Origin of the sequence: Neptuniibacter marinus (assembly GCF_965223595.1) — a bacterium.
Taxonomy (GTDB): Bacteria; Pseudomonadota; Gammaproteobacteria; order Pseudomonadales; family Balneatricaceae; genus Neptuniibacter; species Neptuniibacter marinus.
In genome coordinates this window covers 2,485,898-2,499,091 of record NZ_OZ245004.1, presented here as the reverse complement: position 1 = coordinate 2,499,091, position 13,194 = coordinate 2,485,898, and the positions used below count along the sequence as shown (strand labels likewise).

Annotated in this window: 13 protein-coding genes, 1 tRNA gene and 1 other RNA gene; 11 read left to right on the top strand and 4 right to left on the bottom strand. The window is 42.9% G+C overall.

Going from position 1 to position 13,194, the window contains the following annotated elements; genetic code table 11:
* Positions 1-2 precede the first annotated feature (2 nt).
* The 6 genes from ybgF to nadA all read left to right on the top strand — a co-directional run bounded on the left by ybgF (position 3) and on the right by nadA (position 4,066).
* Positions 3-782: a tol-pal system protein YbgF gene (ybgF, locus tag ACOQOE_RS11855; protein WP_420554089.1), complete on the top strand. Its 780-nt coding sequence runs from the start codon at positions 3-5 to the stop codon at positions 780-782.
* Between the two features lie 14 nt (positions 783-796).
* The gene (queC, locus tag ACOQOE_RS11850) at positions 797-1,480 is read left to right on the top strand and encodes a 7-cyano-7-deazaguanine synthase QueC (protein ID WP_420554088.1); all 684 of its coding nucleotides are present in this window, start codon (positions 797-799) and stop codon (positions 1,478-1,480) included.
* Between the two features lie 52 nt (positions 1,481-1,532).
* Positions 1,533-1,608 (top strand) — tRNA-Lys (locus ACOQOE_RS11845).
* Positions 1,609-1,648: 40 nt separating this feature from the next.
* Positions 1,649-1,772, top strand: a non-coding RNA gene (locus ACOQOE_RS11840) — RtT sRNA.
* 108 nt (positions 1,773-1,880) lie between these two features.
* Positions 1,881-2,642: an NERD domain-containing protein gene (locus tag ACOQOE_RS11835; protein ID WP_420554087.1), complete on the top strand. Its 762-nt coding sequence runs from the start codon at positions 1,881-1,883 to the stop codon at positions 2,640-2,642.
* A gap of 368 nt (positions 2,643-3,010) precedes the next feature.
* Positions 3,011-4,066, top strand: a complete 1,056-nt coding sequence (gene nadA, locus ACOQOE_RS11830; RefSeq protein ID WP_067868299.1) for a quinolinate synthase NadA — start codon at positions 3,011-3,013, stop codon at positions 4,064-4,066.
* Between the two features lie 47 nt (positions 4,067-4,113).
* Here the strand turns inward: nadA and ACOQOE_RS11825 are convergent, their stop codons facing one another.
* Positions 4,114-5,550, bottom strand: coding sequence for a M48 family metalloprotease (locus ACOQOE_RS11825; RefSeq protein WP_420554086.1), 1,437 nt, complete (start codon positions 5,548-5,550; stop codon positions 4,114-4,116).
* Positions 5,551-5,730: 180 nt separating this feature from the next.
* On the opposite strand from ACOQOE_RS11825, the gene ACOQOE_RS11820 reads away from it, so the two are divergent.
* Both ACOQOE_RS11820 and ACOQOE_RS11815 read left to right on the top strand, forming a co-directional pair.
* A complete protein-coding gene (locus ACOQOE_RS11820; RefSeq protein WP_067868305.1) occupies positions 5,731-5,967 on the top strand; it encodes a sulfurtransferase TusA family protein in 237 nt (78 codons plus the stop codon).
* A 12-nt stretch (positions 5,968-5,979) separates the two neighbouring features.
* Entirely contained in the window at positions 5,980-7,056 is a 1,077-nt protein-coding gene (locus ACOQOE_RS11815) for an AI-2E family transporter (protein ID WP_420554085.1), read from the top strand.
* Between the two features lie 30 nt (positions 7,057-7,086).
* Here the strand turns inward: ACOQOE_RS11815 and ACOQOE_RS11810 are convergent, their stop codons facing one another.
* A complete protein-coding gene (locus ACOQOE_RS11810; RefSeq protein ID WP_067868311.1) occupies positions 7,087-7,554 on the bottom strand; it encodes a peroxiredoxin in 468 nt (155 codons plus the stop codon).
* A gap of 326 nt (positions 7,555-7,880) precedes the next feature.
* Between ACOQOE_RS11810 and dapA the strand changes: the two genes are divergently transcribed.
* The 3 genes from dapA to ACOQOE_RS11795 all read left to right on the top strand — a co-directional run bounded on the left by dapA (position 7,881) and on the right by ACOQOE_RS11795 (position 11,179).
* Positions 7,881-8,756, top strand: a complete 876-nt coding sequence (gene dapA, locus ACOQOE_RS11805; RefSeq protein WP_420554084.1) for a 4-hydroxy-tetrahydrodipicolinate synthase — start codon at positions 7,881-7,883, stop codon at positions 8,754-8,756.
* 12 nt (positions 8,757-8,768) lie between these two features.
* Entirely contained in the window at positions 8,769-10,148 is a 1,380-nt protein-coding gene (bamC, locus tag ACOQOE_RS11800) for an outer membrane protein assembly factor BamC (RefSeq protein ID WP_420554083.1), read from the top strand.
* Positions 10,149-10,219: 71 nt separating this feature from the next.
* Positions 10,220-11,179 carry a D-2-hydroxyacid dehydrogenase gene (locus tag ACOQOE_RS11795; protein WP_420554082.1) on the top strand — a complete coding sequence of 320 codons (960 nt, stop codon included), beginning with the start codon at positions 10,220-10,222 and terminating at the stop codon, positions 11,177-11,179.
* A gap of 19 nt (positions 11,180-11,198) precedes the next feature.
* Here the strand turns inward: ACOQOE_RS11795 and ACOQOE_RS11790 are convergent, their stop codons facing one another.
* Together ACOQOE_RS11790 and rlmD are read right to left on the bottom strand one after the other, a co-directional pair.
* Entirely contained in the window at positions 11,199-11,825 is a 627-nt protein-coding gene (locus tag ACOQOE_RS11790) for an RluA family pseudouridine synthase (RefSeq protein WP_420554081.1), read from the bottom strand.
* Positions 11,825-13,180: a 23S rRNA (uracil(1939)-C(5))-methyltransferase RlmD gene (rlmD, locus tag ACOQOE_RS11785; protein WP_067868325.1), complete on the bottom strand. Its 1,356-nt coding sequence runs from the start codon at positions 13,178-13,180 to the stop codon at positions 11,825-11,827. The genes ACOQOE_RS11790 and rlmD overlap by 1 nt, the downstream gene beginning before the upstream one ends.
* Between the last annotated feature and the right edge of the window lie 14 nt (positions 13,181-13,194).

The window sequence follows — 13,194 nt, the reverse complement described above, 5'->3', positions numbered from 1 at the left end:
TTATGACTTCAAAATACACAGTTTATACATCAACACTGGCGCTGTTTCTCAGCGCTAGTGCTGTTGCTGAAGAAGTTCCGGTGATTGAGTTAGGCGTCGATAGTGGCCAAAGCTCATCTCAAACGGCGACTTATACTCCCCAAACATCAAGCGGTAGTGAGCTTGTACTTATTGTCCAGCAATTGCAGGATGAGGTGCGATCATTAAGAGGGCAGTTAGAGCAGCAGGATTACCGTCTAAAACAGATGGAACGTCAGCAATTGGACCGTTATCGCGATCTTGATCGACGTATATCATCTATACCTACAACCTCAGCTCCAAGTACGCCCGTTTCTACTGATCTGAATAATGCTGAGCCAACTTCAACAGTTACGCAATCCCAGCCTGAACTTGTGCAGTCTGATGCAGCACCTAGTGATGCTAAAGCCTATCGCGAAGCCTTTGGGTTAGTGCGAGAGCGAAACTTTCCTAAAGCGGCTGAAGCATTCACAGCTTTTATTAAAGATTATCCGCAAAGTGAACGCTTAGCTAATGCCTATTATTGGCTTGGTGAAGTGAATTTGGCTGAACAGAAACCTGAGTTGGCGCGTGAATCTTTTATGCAGGTTGTCACACGATTTGCTGATCACCGTAAAGCACCGGACGCTGCTTATAAACTTGGTATTGTCTATGACCAGCTAGGTGATAGTGCAAAATCGACTGAATATTTAGATCTTGTTATTACTAAGTATCCGGACTCTTCCGCTGTTCGTTTGGCTGAAGAATTTAAACGCCTTCAATAAATCTGGAAATATACATGAATACGCCTGCTTCCCCTAAAGCAGTGGTACTGCTTTCTGGCGGCTTGGACTCAGCAACAGCGCTAGCCATCGCTTCTGAACGTGGTTATGACTGCTATGTACTGAGTTTTGATTATGGACAGCGTTCGCTGACAGAACTTAATGCAGCTAAAGAGATCGCTAAACAGCTAAAAGCGATTGAGCATCAAGTGATTCGCCTCCACCTTGAAGATTTTGGCGGGTCTGCGCTGACTGATCATAGTATTGATGTTCCTGAAGAGGAAACGGATGAGATTCCAGTGACATACGTGCCTGCACGTAATACGGTATTTCTGTCCTTAGCTTTAGGTTGGGCTGAAGTGTTAGAAGCGGATGCTATTTTTATCGGTGTTAATGCGGTGGATTACTCCGGCTATCCTGATTGTCGACCAGAGTATATTGCTGCTTTTGAAACTGTGGCTAATCTTGCCACTAAGCGTGGTGTAAGCGGTGATCCTATTCGCATAGAAACGCCGTTGATTGACCTGAGTAAAGAGCAGATCATTCAAGCGGGTACTACGTTAGGCGTCGACTACGGTTTAACCGTTTCATGCTACCAAGCAGATGATGATGGCCGAGCTTGTGGTGTCTGTGATAGCTGCCGCTTACGGACTCAAGGTTTTGTTGATGCGGGAATAAAAGACCCAACGCGCTATCAATAAAAAAAAGCCTTGCTTTCCCGTCTTTGGTGCGTAGAATACGCCTCCTCCAAGTGGGTCGTTAGCTCAGCTGGTAGAGCAGTTGGCTTTTAACCAATTGGTCACAGGTTCGAATCCTGTACGACCCACCACTTAAAGAATCCAGCCCTGCGCTGGTTTTTTTATGCCTGTAATGAAATACACGCGTACAGGATGAGAACCGTTAAAGGTTCGATTCGCATGACGACGTCATAAGAAAACATCGGAGCCTGCGACGATGGCCCGAAGGGCAATAGTAATCCTGTACGACCCACCACTTAAAGAACCCAGCCCTGCGCTGGTTTTTTATAATTAGGAATGTATCCTGCCATCTAGAGGGTACAGATTTTAAAGGGATAACTAATAAATGGACTTCACGCTTTTCATGAATCAAATTTTCAGTATGTTCTGGTATTTCCTGCCATTGGTTGTGTTAATCGGTGTTTTAAAATCGCCATGGTTTAAGGGAGTGTTTGGTGAGTTTCAGGTTAATGTGCTGTTAAAGACTTCTTTACCAAAAGATAGATACCACCTGCTTAAAAATATTACGTTACCTACCGAAGATGGGACCACACAGATAGATCATATCCTTGTTTCAAAATACGGTGTTTTTATTCTTGAAACAAAGAATATGAAAGGATGGATCTTTGGCTCACCTAACCAAAAGCAATGGACTCAGAAAATATTTAAGCATTCAAATAAATTTCAAAACCCAATACATCAAAACTATAAGCATCTAAAAACCCTTGAGTCTTGCTTAAATATCCCCACTGATTCTCTTTTTTCAGTTATTGTTTTTATTGGTAGCAGTACTTTCAAAACAGAGATGCCTAGTAATGTAACTTATGCCGGTGGCTGTATTAGGTATATCAAATCAAAAAATACTGAAATACTTAGCCAAAATCAGGTGCAAGAGGTGATTTCAATTATTCAGGCGGGTAGGCTTCAGCCGAGTATGAAAACGAACCGAGAGCATGTGGCGCACGTTAAGCAGGTTATAGCGTCGAAGAATAACGAACAGGTTTGTCCTCGATGTAGTTCCAAAATGGTGATGCGTGAATCGAAAAAAGGAGCGAATGCGGGTCTTAAATTTTGGGGTTGCTCAACGTTTCCTAAATGTAAGGGCGTGGTGAAAATTACTTCATAATTGGCTGTATTAAGTGAAGTATTACGGTGCAATGGGAAACGGAAGTAAAGCATTTATTGTAGGCACTTACCCCGTGAGGGAAGGATCGAGGTTCAACGCCAAAAGATGCTTGTTTCGATAGCGTTATCCTTGTGCTTTACAGGTGGCTAGAGGTAAGAACCTCGACAAAACATTAAAACGCACAGCTGATAAGCAGGCCACCTCACGTTTAGCGGTTATTAAATCTCCGCTTTATAGTCGTTAGGCTTTTAATCTCTGTGATATAATTTATTTTTTTCTGCTGAGCGCTAGTCTTCAGTGGTTTCGCTGCTGGTTATTGGTGAGATAGGCAGCGTTTTATTCCCTTGATATATGAGTACAAACATCACATGTTGAGCAAACAAGACATTTCAGACCGCATTCTTGTGCAAGAGCACTTTGCCAAAGAGCATCTGCCTCTAGATATGAGTGAGGCGCAGGTGGATGATTATAAACAGCGTATTAAAGCGTTATTGAAAGAGAAAGATGCGTGTTTAGTTGCTCATTATTATACGGATGCGGTGCTTCAACAATTAGCGGATGAGACCGGTGGTTGTGTCTCTGATTCGTTAGAGATGGCACGTTTTGGTAATGCGCACTCAGCTAGTACGTTGGTGGTTGCGGGTGTTAAGTTTATGGGCGAAACTGCGAAAATATTGACGCCAAATAAACGTGTCATTATGCCAACGATTGAGGCGACCTGTTCTTTAGATATTGGTTGTCCAATCGATGAGTTTTCCGCTTTCTGTGATGCCCATCCTGACCATGAGGTAGTTGTATATGCGAATACCTCTGCGGCGGTTAAAGCGCGTGCTGATTGGGTGGTAACTTCAAGTATTGCACTCGATGTGGTTGAGCATCTGGCAGATCAAGGCAAAAAAATAATTTGGGCTCCTGATAAGCATTTGGGCTCTTATGTACAGCGCCAAACGGGTATCGAGATGTTGATGTGGGATGGTGCCTGCATTGTGCATGATGAGTTTAAGGCGAAAGGTATTCTTGATATTAAGAAGGTCTATCCTGATGCGGCGGTCTTAGTTCATCCTGAGTCACCGGATTCGGTAGTCGATATTGCTGATGCGGTAGGGTCGACGACTCAATTAATTAATGCAGCGAAAAATATGCCGAATAAGCAGTTTATTGTTGCGACGGATAATGCGATTTTCTACAAGATGAGGCAGGCTGCGCCGGGCAAGGAGTTTATTGAGGCGCCTACGGGTGGAGCAGGGGCTACCTGTCGAAGCTGCGCACACTGTCCGTGGATGGCGATGAACGGCTTAGAAAGTGTATTACATGCGCTTGAGTCTGGGCAGGATGAGATACATGTAGATCCTGCTTTAATTACGGATGCGCGTGAGCCTTTGCAGCGTATGCTAGATTTTTCAGCGGCACTGAATAATCGTTAATTGAATTTTGAACATAAAAAATCCCGCATCAGCGGGATTTTTTATGGTTAGAAATCAAATTCGAGTGATTCTCGGATTTTTTTTGCATCTTCTTTTCGCTGTTCTAAGCGGGCTTTCTCATTGGGGGTTAGACTTGGCTCTTTAAGCGCATAGTCCACTTGTTTAAGTGCTCTATCTATATTGGCAGTGAGTAGAAAGTACTCTATACGTGCTTCATGCACGCCAAGAATATTACCTTCTAAACCATAAGATTCCGCTAGTAGGTACCAAGCACGGCTATCGTTGGGGTTATTTTCTACTAACCCTTTATATAGCTCTGTTGCTTTATGTGGCTTATTTAAATAGACAAGGTTGTCTGCGTAGATATAACTAATAGCGTGGTTGCCGGGGTAAATGTTGTGCAGTTTAGATAGAATCTTATCCGCTTGTATGAAATTCTCTTGGGCAATGAAATATTCAGCATCGAGCAGTTGGCTGCTTAGTTTTGATTTAAATACGGATGAAAATTGCGCCATCTGCTGTTTAGCAATATCGAATTTTTTATCCTTTAAGGCTGCGTAGGCAACGGCATATCTGTGCGAATCGCTGCCATGAAGGGCGAGCTGATCTTGATATTTTGCCAGTAGTTTCTTTATATCTTGTGCGTAGTTAACTTGAATACGTATTTTGGCAATATCAAATGAAATTGAATTTTCTTTTGTTGCCTTACCTTTGAAGTTGGCCGCTCTATTTTGAGCATCCGCAATCCTTGATTGAGTAACCGGGTGGGTGAGTAGGAATTCAGGCACTGTACGGCTAAAACGAGCAGCTTGTTGTAGCTGGGTAAACATGTTCGCCATTTGGGATGGTGCATAACCTGCAGCGATTAAGGTTTGTAGGCCTATATAATCGGCTTCGCGCTCGTTTTGGCGACTGAAAGAAAGTTTAGATGATGTCGATGCCGCCATTGAGGTTTGCATGGCCGCTACGCCAGCTTCAGTGTTGGCCGCGGCAAGTAGAATACTGCCTAGGATTGAAGCGATAAAAAAGGGTTGATTACGGCGCTGTTCTTCAAGCTGTGAGGCAAAGTGGCGTTGGCTTAGATGGGCAAGTTCATGGGCAAGGACTGAGGCTAACTGTGCTTCATTTTGGGCAGTTAATAGTAGGCCGGTTTGAACACCAATGATGCCACCAGGAACAGCAAAAGCGTTAATGGTCGGATTGTCTAGAACAATCACTTCTAAACGGCGATCAGTCAATTGGCTATGAGTCACTAAACTCCATGTTAGCTCTTCGACATATTGGCTAACTAGAGCATCATCATAAATACGGGCACTGCCACGCAGTACGCGTGCCCAAGCTCTACCTAATTGGTATTCCTGCTGTTGTGAAATGATACTGTATCCGCTGCTTCCTATATCAGGTAGTTGCGGCTCTGCCGATACAGAACAAGGCAGCCATGAAATCATTAGAGAAAGCAGAAAAATTAAATATCTGTTGCGCATATATCTATCCGAAAAAGCCCGTGCTAATGCAAACAATAATGGTATATAGTGCTGAACTAAATCCTTTTCGACAATAGTAAACCGTTCAAGGAGCGTCATTACCTATGTAAGGCGATATTTTACTAGCGAAAAGGGCGTATATCTTCGTTGCTTTTAAAACTTTACACTTAAGACATGTTCATGACTGATTATGATATCTATTTGACCCTTGATACATCGGGGTTAAACTGCCCTTTACCTTTATTAAAGGCTAAGCAAGCGTTAAATAAAATGCAGCCTGACACTATTTTAAAAGTAATTGCTACGGATGCAGGCTCAATCCGTGATTTTAAAGCATTTACAGATCAGTCTGACCATGATTTGGTTGATTCGTTCACTGATGTGGAACCGTACGTTTACATTATTCGAAGAGGTTAAAAAAGAAGGTCAATGCGGAAAATATTTAGTAAATGGGTCGAACGCTATTTTTCTGATGAAGAAGCTATACTGCTCTTCATTTTATTGGCTGCTGCGTTACTAGTTATTTTAACGTTAGGACAGGCGCTGGCACCTGTTTTTTCAAGTATTATTTTGGCGTTTTTGATGCAGGGTGGAGTCAATAGACTTAAGCAGCTTAAAATTCCCCATCTGCTGTCTGTTATTTTAGTTTTTTTAGCCTTTATTGGTTGTGTTGCTGCATTGTTATTTATAGTGATGCCATTAGGTTGGCAGCAGTCTGTTAATCTATTTAATGAATTACCGAGGATTATGACCCAGATACAATCGGTGCTTCTATTACTACCTGAACGTTATCCTGAGTATATATCTGAAACTCGAGTGTTAGAGTTTATCAATCTTGCTAAGTCTGAACTCTCTCAGATGGGGCAGTGGGTGGTGACCTTCTCGTTAAATTCACTAACGTCCATTATGGCGTTGTTAATCTATCTAGTATTAGTGCCTATATTGGTCTTTTTCTTTTTGAAAGATGGTGCCTCGCTGTCCCGTTGGTGGGTCTCTTTTCTACCAGAAAAGCGAGATATGATGCGTGCTGTATGGACTGAAATGGATGATCAAATCGCAAACTATATTAGGGGTAAAGCGATAGAAATAGTTGTGGTTGGTGTTGTTACTTATGTGACGTTTATTTTGTTAGGCATTAATTACGCGGCATTATTGGGCATATTAGTCGGCTTGTCAGTTTTGATTCCTTATATAGGGGCTGCCTTGGTTACGATTCCTGTAGGGCTTATCGCTTTCTTCCAATGGGGGTGGAGCGGTGATTTTATGTATCTAATGATAGCTTACGGTATTATTCAAGCGCTAGATGGTAACGTGTTAGTGCCCTTGTTGTTTTCTGAAGCGGTTAACCTTCACCCTGTTGCGATCATTGTGGCGGTGCTTGTTTTTGGTGGGCTATGGGGGTTTTGGGGGCTATTTTTTGCTATACCTTTAGCAACACTTTTCAAAGCCATTATTAATGCTTGGCCTAAGACGAAGATGCTGGCCTCAGAGGAAAGCAGCACTTAGTGCTGCTTTCTGTACAGATAGACCAAGGAGCTATAGCGCTTGAGCAGCGGCTAAAACTTCATCTACATGCCCTTTTACTTTTACGCCACGCCATTCCTGTTTAAGTACGCCTTCACTGTCAATGAGAAAAGTAGAACGTTCAATCCCCATATATTCACGACCGTAGTTTTTCTTGAGTTTGATAACATCAAATAATTTGCACAAGGTTTCATCGGGATCGCTAATCAATTCAAAGGGAAATGATTGTTTAGCTTTGAAGTTTTCATGTGCACGTAAGCTATCGCGGGAAACGCCGAATATAAGGGTATTAGCTGCTTCAAATTCATTAATTAAATCGCGGAAATTTTGGCCTTCTGTAGTGCAGCCAGGAGTACTATCTTTTGGGTAGAAATAGATAACTACGTTTTTCCCTTGTAGCTCTGATAGGGTAATTGTTTGTTCACTGGTTGCTTGAGAAGTAAAAGATGGCACTTTTTTATCGATTGAAACGCAGTTCATAGTAAATCCTTAGTGATGATGGCTACTCAACAAAGTACAAAATCGTATAGAATAACGACCCTTTATACGATACCAGATAGGTTTTAGATTTTAAGGGGCTATTTGATGCCCACATTATCATAGATAATGGTGGTTGTTTATGTGGCTTCTTATATTGTTAAGAGTCTCTTTGTATCGGTATGGATAATTGATTAATTATCTAGCTAAATAATCATTACTTTCATATAGCTAGAATAAGATTAGTAACGCTTTTAAGGTTGTAATAAGTGGTGTCTCAGAGTAGTTTGGGCATTGCTAAACCTGATATTTATCTCATGGAGAAAAAAATGATTACTGGCAGCATTGTTGCTCTTGTTACCCCTATGCATTCTAACGGTGATATCGATTGGGATAATCTCGATAAAATTGTTGATTGGCATTTGGACAAGGGCACTGATTCTATCGTCGCTGTAGGCACTACGGGTGAGTCTGCTACTTTAAACTGCGATGAGCACTGCCAGGTTATTAAACGTGTGGTAGACCGAGTCGCTGGCCGTATCCCTGTTATTGCAGGTACGGGTGCTAACTCTACTTCTGAAGCGATTGAGTTAACTCAAGAAGCTAAAAATGTAGGAGCGAATGCCTGTCTATTGGTCACGCCTTACTATAACAAGCCAACTCAGGAAGGTTTGTTTCTGCACTATAAAGCCGTTGCTGAAGCGGTGGATATTCCGCAGATTCTTTACAATGTTCCAGGACGTACTGCTTGCGATATGTTACCTGAGACTGTTCTTCGTCTTGCGGAAATCGATAATATTGTCGGTGTAAAAGAAGCGACTGGCGATTTAGAACGTGCGCGTTTTTTGATTGACAATTCTCCCGCCGATTTTGCGATCTATTCTGGTGATGATGCTACCGCGGTTGAGTTAATGATTGCCGGAGGCGATGGGAATATATCGGTTACTGCTAATGTCGCACCCGCGGAAATGTCTCAGCTTTGCCGTTTTGCTATTACCGGTGATGTAGATGCCGCCCGTGCAATACAAGAAAAACTAATGCCTTTGCATGAAAAACTTTTTGTTGAAGCGAATCCTATCCCAGTAAAGTGGGCTATGACTGAAATGGGGTTAATGGGGCTTGGTATCCGTTTACCGTTAACCGTATTAGCTGATGAATATCATACAACTGTGCGTGAAGCGTTACGTAGCAGTGAAATTATTTAAGCGATCATAATAATGAAAAAGATTTTAGCTCTATCGTCAGTTAGCCTGTTAATGGCGGGCTGTGGTGCGTTGGATAATAATCCAATCTATGGTGAAAATGGTATTGTTCGTGATCGTAGCCAAGATTATGAATTAGCTGAAACCGGCCAGCGTTTAGAAGTGCCTGAGCATCTTAGTGTTAAGCAGACAGAAGAGTCGCTTACTATTCCAGAAATCAGTGATGTCGCAACAGCACGTTCTGGGGACTTCATTGTTCCTAGGCCTGAGTTTTTCTATGCTGAATCTGGTACAGAATCGGTTAGTTTAAAGCGTGAGGGTGGCGATAAACTGATTATCGTTGATGAAGGTATAACAAATGTATGGGTTAAATTGCAGGAGTTTTGGCAGTTTAATGGTATAGACATTGTTAAATCGGACCCGCGTCAAGGGGTTATGGAGACTCAGTGGATTACTCATGAAGCCAAGGAGCTAAGCTTTGTCGATTCTTGGGTTAAACGTCTTACATTCCAAGATATTCCAGGGCCTACTAAAGATAAGCTACAAGTGAGTCTAAAGCCTGTTGATGGTGATCCAAATCGAACCTCTGTAGCGATGCAACATATACGCTTTGCTGAAGGTGATGACGAAGCTGTGGTTGATTGGAGTGAGCAAGCACGAGGTGTAAGTTATAAATCTGATATGATGTTTGAAATGTTACGTTACCTAGGTAAAGCGACCGGTGATCGTAGTGCTCAAACATTGGTTGCTTTCCAAGAACAGCGCCGTTTAGGCACGCAGTTAGGACGTGACTCACGCGGTAATGCGGTATTAAAACTTGATGCTGATGTAGAGTCTGCCTGGAATAATGTGAGTGCTGCATTAGATAAAGCCGATATGGATGTAGGTACACGTGACCCCGATACAGGTTTCTTTTATATGACCTACACGACGTCAACACCTTTTGAAAATCAAGAAGAAATGGGCTTCTTTGAATGGTTGCATTCAGATAGAGGGCCTATCACATTAGATACGAGTTCTATTTCTGCTGCTTTTGGTGTTGATGGAGATACTGACGGCATAAGCTATACCAGCGGAAAAACGGCTGCGCGTTTCCAGAATGCTGACGATCAAACGACAGCAGGAACTTTGAACGATCCTGAAGATGAAGCTAACAAAAAAGGCTATAAGATCTGGTTTGCAGGTAAACCAATCTATGTGTTTGGTGAAGGCGAATCAGGTGTTTATAATGCAAATTCGGGTAAATTCGAGCACACGGGTCAGTACCAGTTGAAACTTATTCGTACCCGTACGGGTGTTTATCTGAGTGTCTTAACCGCCGAGGGGGTTGCAGCTCCAGCGGTAATCGGTGAAGAGATACTATGGGAGATTAAAGAGAAACTCCCTCGCTCTTAATCGTTTAAATAGTTTTATGTTGTAGAAAGGGCCTTAGGGCCCTTTTTTATGGGTTTCTGAGGGAGAGGGTTATGCGTGCAGTTATACTTGATTTAAAAGGCCTAGAGGCCTTAGATTTGAGTGCCATCGAATTCTTGGTTGAAGAGCTAGTTTGTTATGATCTGACACCGGATAAGGAGATAGGTAACCGAATTCAAGGTTTCGATATTGTGATAACAAACAAGACGCCTTTAGCACGTCATCACCTAGAGCAGGCCTCCCAATTAAAACTGGTTTGTGTACTGGCTACCGGAACTAATGTGATCGATAAGCAAGCGGCATGTGAGTTGGGCATTCCCGTGTCTAACTGTGTGGCTTATGGCGTAGATTCTGTAGTTCAGCATGTCTGGTCACTGATTTTAGCTTTACACACTAACCTGCCGAGTTATGCACAAGATGTTGTCGCGGGTGAGTGGCAGCGTTCAGAACAATTTTGCTTTCTAACTCACCCGATTATTGAGCTTAAAGGACGAACGCTTGGAATTATCGGTTATGGAAACTTAGGTAAAGGTGTGGCTAAAATAGCTGAAGCCTTTGGTATGAAGATCATTGTATGCCAAAAAATAGGTCAAATTGGAGGGGCTGAACAGGACTCTGATACTACTTGCCCTTTTGATGATTTTATTCAGCAAGCGGATGTTATTAGTTTGCATTGTCCGCTGACTGATGCAACGGAAAACCTTTTTACTACAGAGGTTTTTGAACAGATGAAGCCTGAGGCTTTTATCATTAATGCAGCGCGTGGTGGTATTGTTAATGAGGCTGATCTTGCTGATGCGCTGAGAAATGGGGTTATCGCTGGTGCTGCCTTTGATGTATTAACGGAGGAGCCTCCGATTCATGGTAATGTTTTGCTCGATCCAAGCATTCCCAACTTGCTCCTGACTCCTCATACCGCTTGGGGAAGTATAGAAGCGCGCAATTGTATTATTGAACAGACGGCTGAGAATATGAGAGCGTTTCTAAGCGGTACGCCAATTCGTACTGTTTAGGCTTGTGTGCTATTTCTCTTTAAAAAGGACAGGGTGCAAAAAATTCAACAAATTCACCGGTAATTGGGTGGGGGAAGGATAGCTGCTCGGCATGGAGCAGTAGTCGGTCAGATTTGGCTTGGTCTTCTGCATCCGCATAAAATCGATCCCCTAAAATTGGGTGTCCCATAGCTTGCATATGCACCCTTAATTGATGAGAGCGGCCAGTGATAGGTGTTAGCTCAACGCGAGTATCTTGCTCAGAGCTCTCTTTAGCCAGTACTTTCCAGTGTGTTAACGCGTTTTTCCCTTGTTCAAAATCGACGATCTGTAAAGGTCTATTTTCCCAATCGCATCGTAAAGGGAGTTCTACACTGCCTTCTGATTGCTCTGGCGTACCGGAGATAATGGCCTGATAGCGCTTATGGGTTTGACGCTCTTGAAAGCTACGATTGAGCGATCTTTGTGCTTCCAATGTTAAGGCTAATACCATCACTCCGGATGTTGCATAATCTAGCCGGTGAACGACTCTAGCTGTTGGAAATATTGTTTGTACTCGTCGCCATAAACAATCTTGCTTGTCTTCACCACGGCCAGGAACGGATAAAACATCGTAGGGTTTATTGGCGATTACAAAAGCGTCGTCAGCATAGATAATATCAACCATTAGATACGCTCAAATAGGACAAGAGATTCAACATGAGATGTATGTGGGAACATATCCATAACGCAAAAACGCGTTGCTTTATAACCTTGGGATATTAACTCTGCCCCATCACGGGCAAGTGCTGCAGGGTTGCAAGAGACATAGAGTACCATCTCTGCAGAGTGTTGTTTCAGTTGTTTAATAATGTCCAGTGCGCCGGTGCGGGGGGGATCAAGGACTATTTTATTGAAGCCTTGCTTGTACCAAGGCATGGCGCGTAGGTCATTGGTTAGGTTGGCTTTATGAAATTCACAATTATCGATTTGATTGATCTGGGCATTATCATTGGCGCGAATGACCATCTCTTCTACGCCTTCTATGCCGACGATACTTTCAACTTGTGTGGCTATAGGTAGTGTAAAGTTACCTATACCGCAAAACAGATCTAATACGCGATCATTTTTTGAAAGTTGTAACCAAGATAAAGCCCGCTGGATCATCTGCTCATTAACCTTAGCATTGACTTGAATAAAGTCACCAGGTTTGAAATGGATGAGCGTATCTGTCTCAGCTATTCGGTAGTTGAGTTGAGCTTCACCATCAACGGCTTCAATTCGGTCTCCGAAATCAAAGTACAGTTTGAAACTGTTTGCTTGCGCAAGTTCATTTAACTGGGTGATAAGTGGCTCTTTAGGCGTTTTCTTTACCCTTAAGGTTAATGCACCTTCGTTATCACCCATACTGATTTCGGCGTGGGTGATCTCTTTAAAATTTTCTGTCTCTTCAAGTACCGCGGGTAGCGAAGATAAAATTTTATCGAGTGGTTCCGATAATACTGGGCAGTGGTCTATTTTGATCAGTTTGCTGCTACCCTTCCGGCGAAAGCCAACAATGGCACTATTGTCCCTTGTTAATTGATTAATTCCGAGACGGCAGCTGCGACGATAGTGCCAGCTAGGACTCGTAATGGGTTGTTCTACTTGTAATGGTGTGAACTTTCCCAGCCTTGATAATTGATCGATGACTAGTGCTTGTTTTGTGGTGATTTGTTGCTCATGATTTAAGTGCTGGAGGTCACAGCCACCACAACGTTCATAATAATCGCAGGACGCTGGGACCCTATGGGCTGATGGGGTGACTATTTCTGTGTAGATCGCTTCATCATAGCGACGGTGTCTTGCTTCAATTTTGAATCGTACTTGCTCTGTTGGAAGCGCTCCTGATATGAAGAGAGTCTTCCCGTCCTGTTTAGCTATGCCGCGGCCTTCATGGCTTAGTCCCTGTACTTCGATGACATCAGGGTACTCAATCGTTTTTTTTGATTGGGGCGTTTTTGATGCAGTTGGACGGCTAAATAGGCTATTTTTTCGTTTCATAAGGGATACCAGCA

What these genes read in the sequence shown, in the direction of transcription:
- queC (WP_420554088.1), top strand. Translation starts at nt 797, where the DNA reads ATGAATACGCCTGCTTCCCCTAAAGCAGTGGTACTGCTTTCTGGCGGC.
- nadA (WP_067868299.1), top strand. Translation starts at nt 3,011, where the DNA reads ATGTTGAGCAAACAAGACATTTCAGACCGCATTCTTGTGCAAGAGCAC.
- ACOQOE_RS11790 (WP_420554081.1), bottom strand. Translation starts at nt 11,825, where the DNA reads ATGGTTGATATTATCTATGCTGACGACGCTTTTGTAATCGCCAATAAA.
- ACOQOE_RS11825 (WP_420554086.1), bottom strand. Translation starts at nt 5,550, where the DNA reads ATGCGCAACAGATATTTAATTTTTCTGCTTTCTCTAATGATTTCATGG.
- ACOQOE_RS11815 (WP_420554085.1), top strand. Translation starts at nt 5,980, where the DNA reads ATGCGGAAAATATTTAGTAAATGGGTCGAACGCTATTTTTCTGATGAA.
- ACOQOE_RS11810 (WP_067868311.1), bottom strand. Translation starts at nt 7,554, where the DNA reads ATGAACTGCGTTTCAATCGATAAAAAAGTGCCATCTTTTACTTCTCAA.
- bamC (WP_420554083.1), top strand. Translation starts at nt 8,769, where the DNA reads ATGAAAAAGATTTTAGCTCTATCGTCAGTTAGCCTGTTAATGGCGGGC.
- ACOQOE_RS11835 (WP_420554087.1), top strand. Translation starts at nt 1,881, where the DNA reads ATGAATCAAATTTTCAGTATGTTCTGGTATTTCCTGCCATTGGTTGTG.
- dapA (WP_420554084.1), top strand. Translation starts at nt 7,881, where the DNA reads ATGATTACTGGCAGCATTGTTGCTCTTGTTACCCCTATGCATTCTAAC.
- ACOQOE_RS11795 (WP_420554082.1), top strand. Translation starts at nt 10,220, where the DNA reads ATGCGTGCAGTTATACTTGATTTAAAAGGCCTAGAGGCCTTAGATTTG.
- rlmD (WP_067868325.1), bottom strand. Translation starts at nt 13,180, where the DNA reads ATGAAACGAAAAAATAGCCTATTTAGCCGTCCAACTGCATCAAAAACG.
- ybgF (WP_420554089.1), top strand. Translation starts at nt 3, where the DNA reads ATGACTTCAAAATACACAGTTTATACATCAACACTGGCGCTGTTTCTC.
- ACOQOE_RS11820 (WP_067868305.1), top strand. Translation starts at nt 5,731, where the DNA reads ATGACTGATTATGATATCTATTTGACCCTTGATACATCGGGGTTAAAC.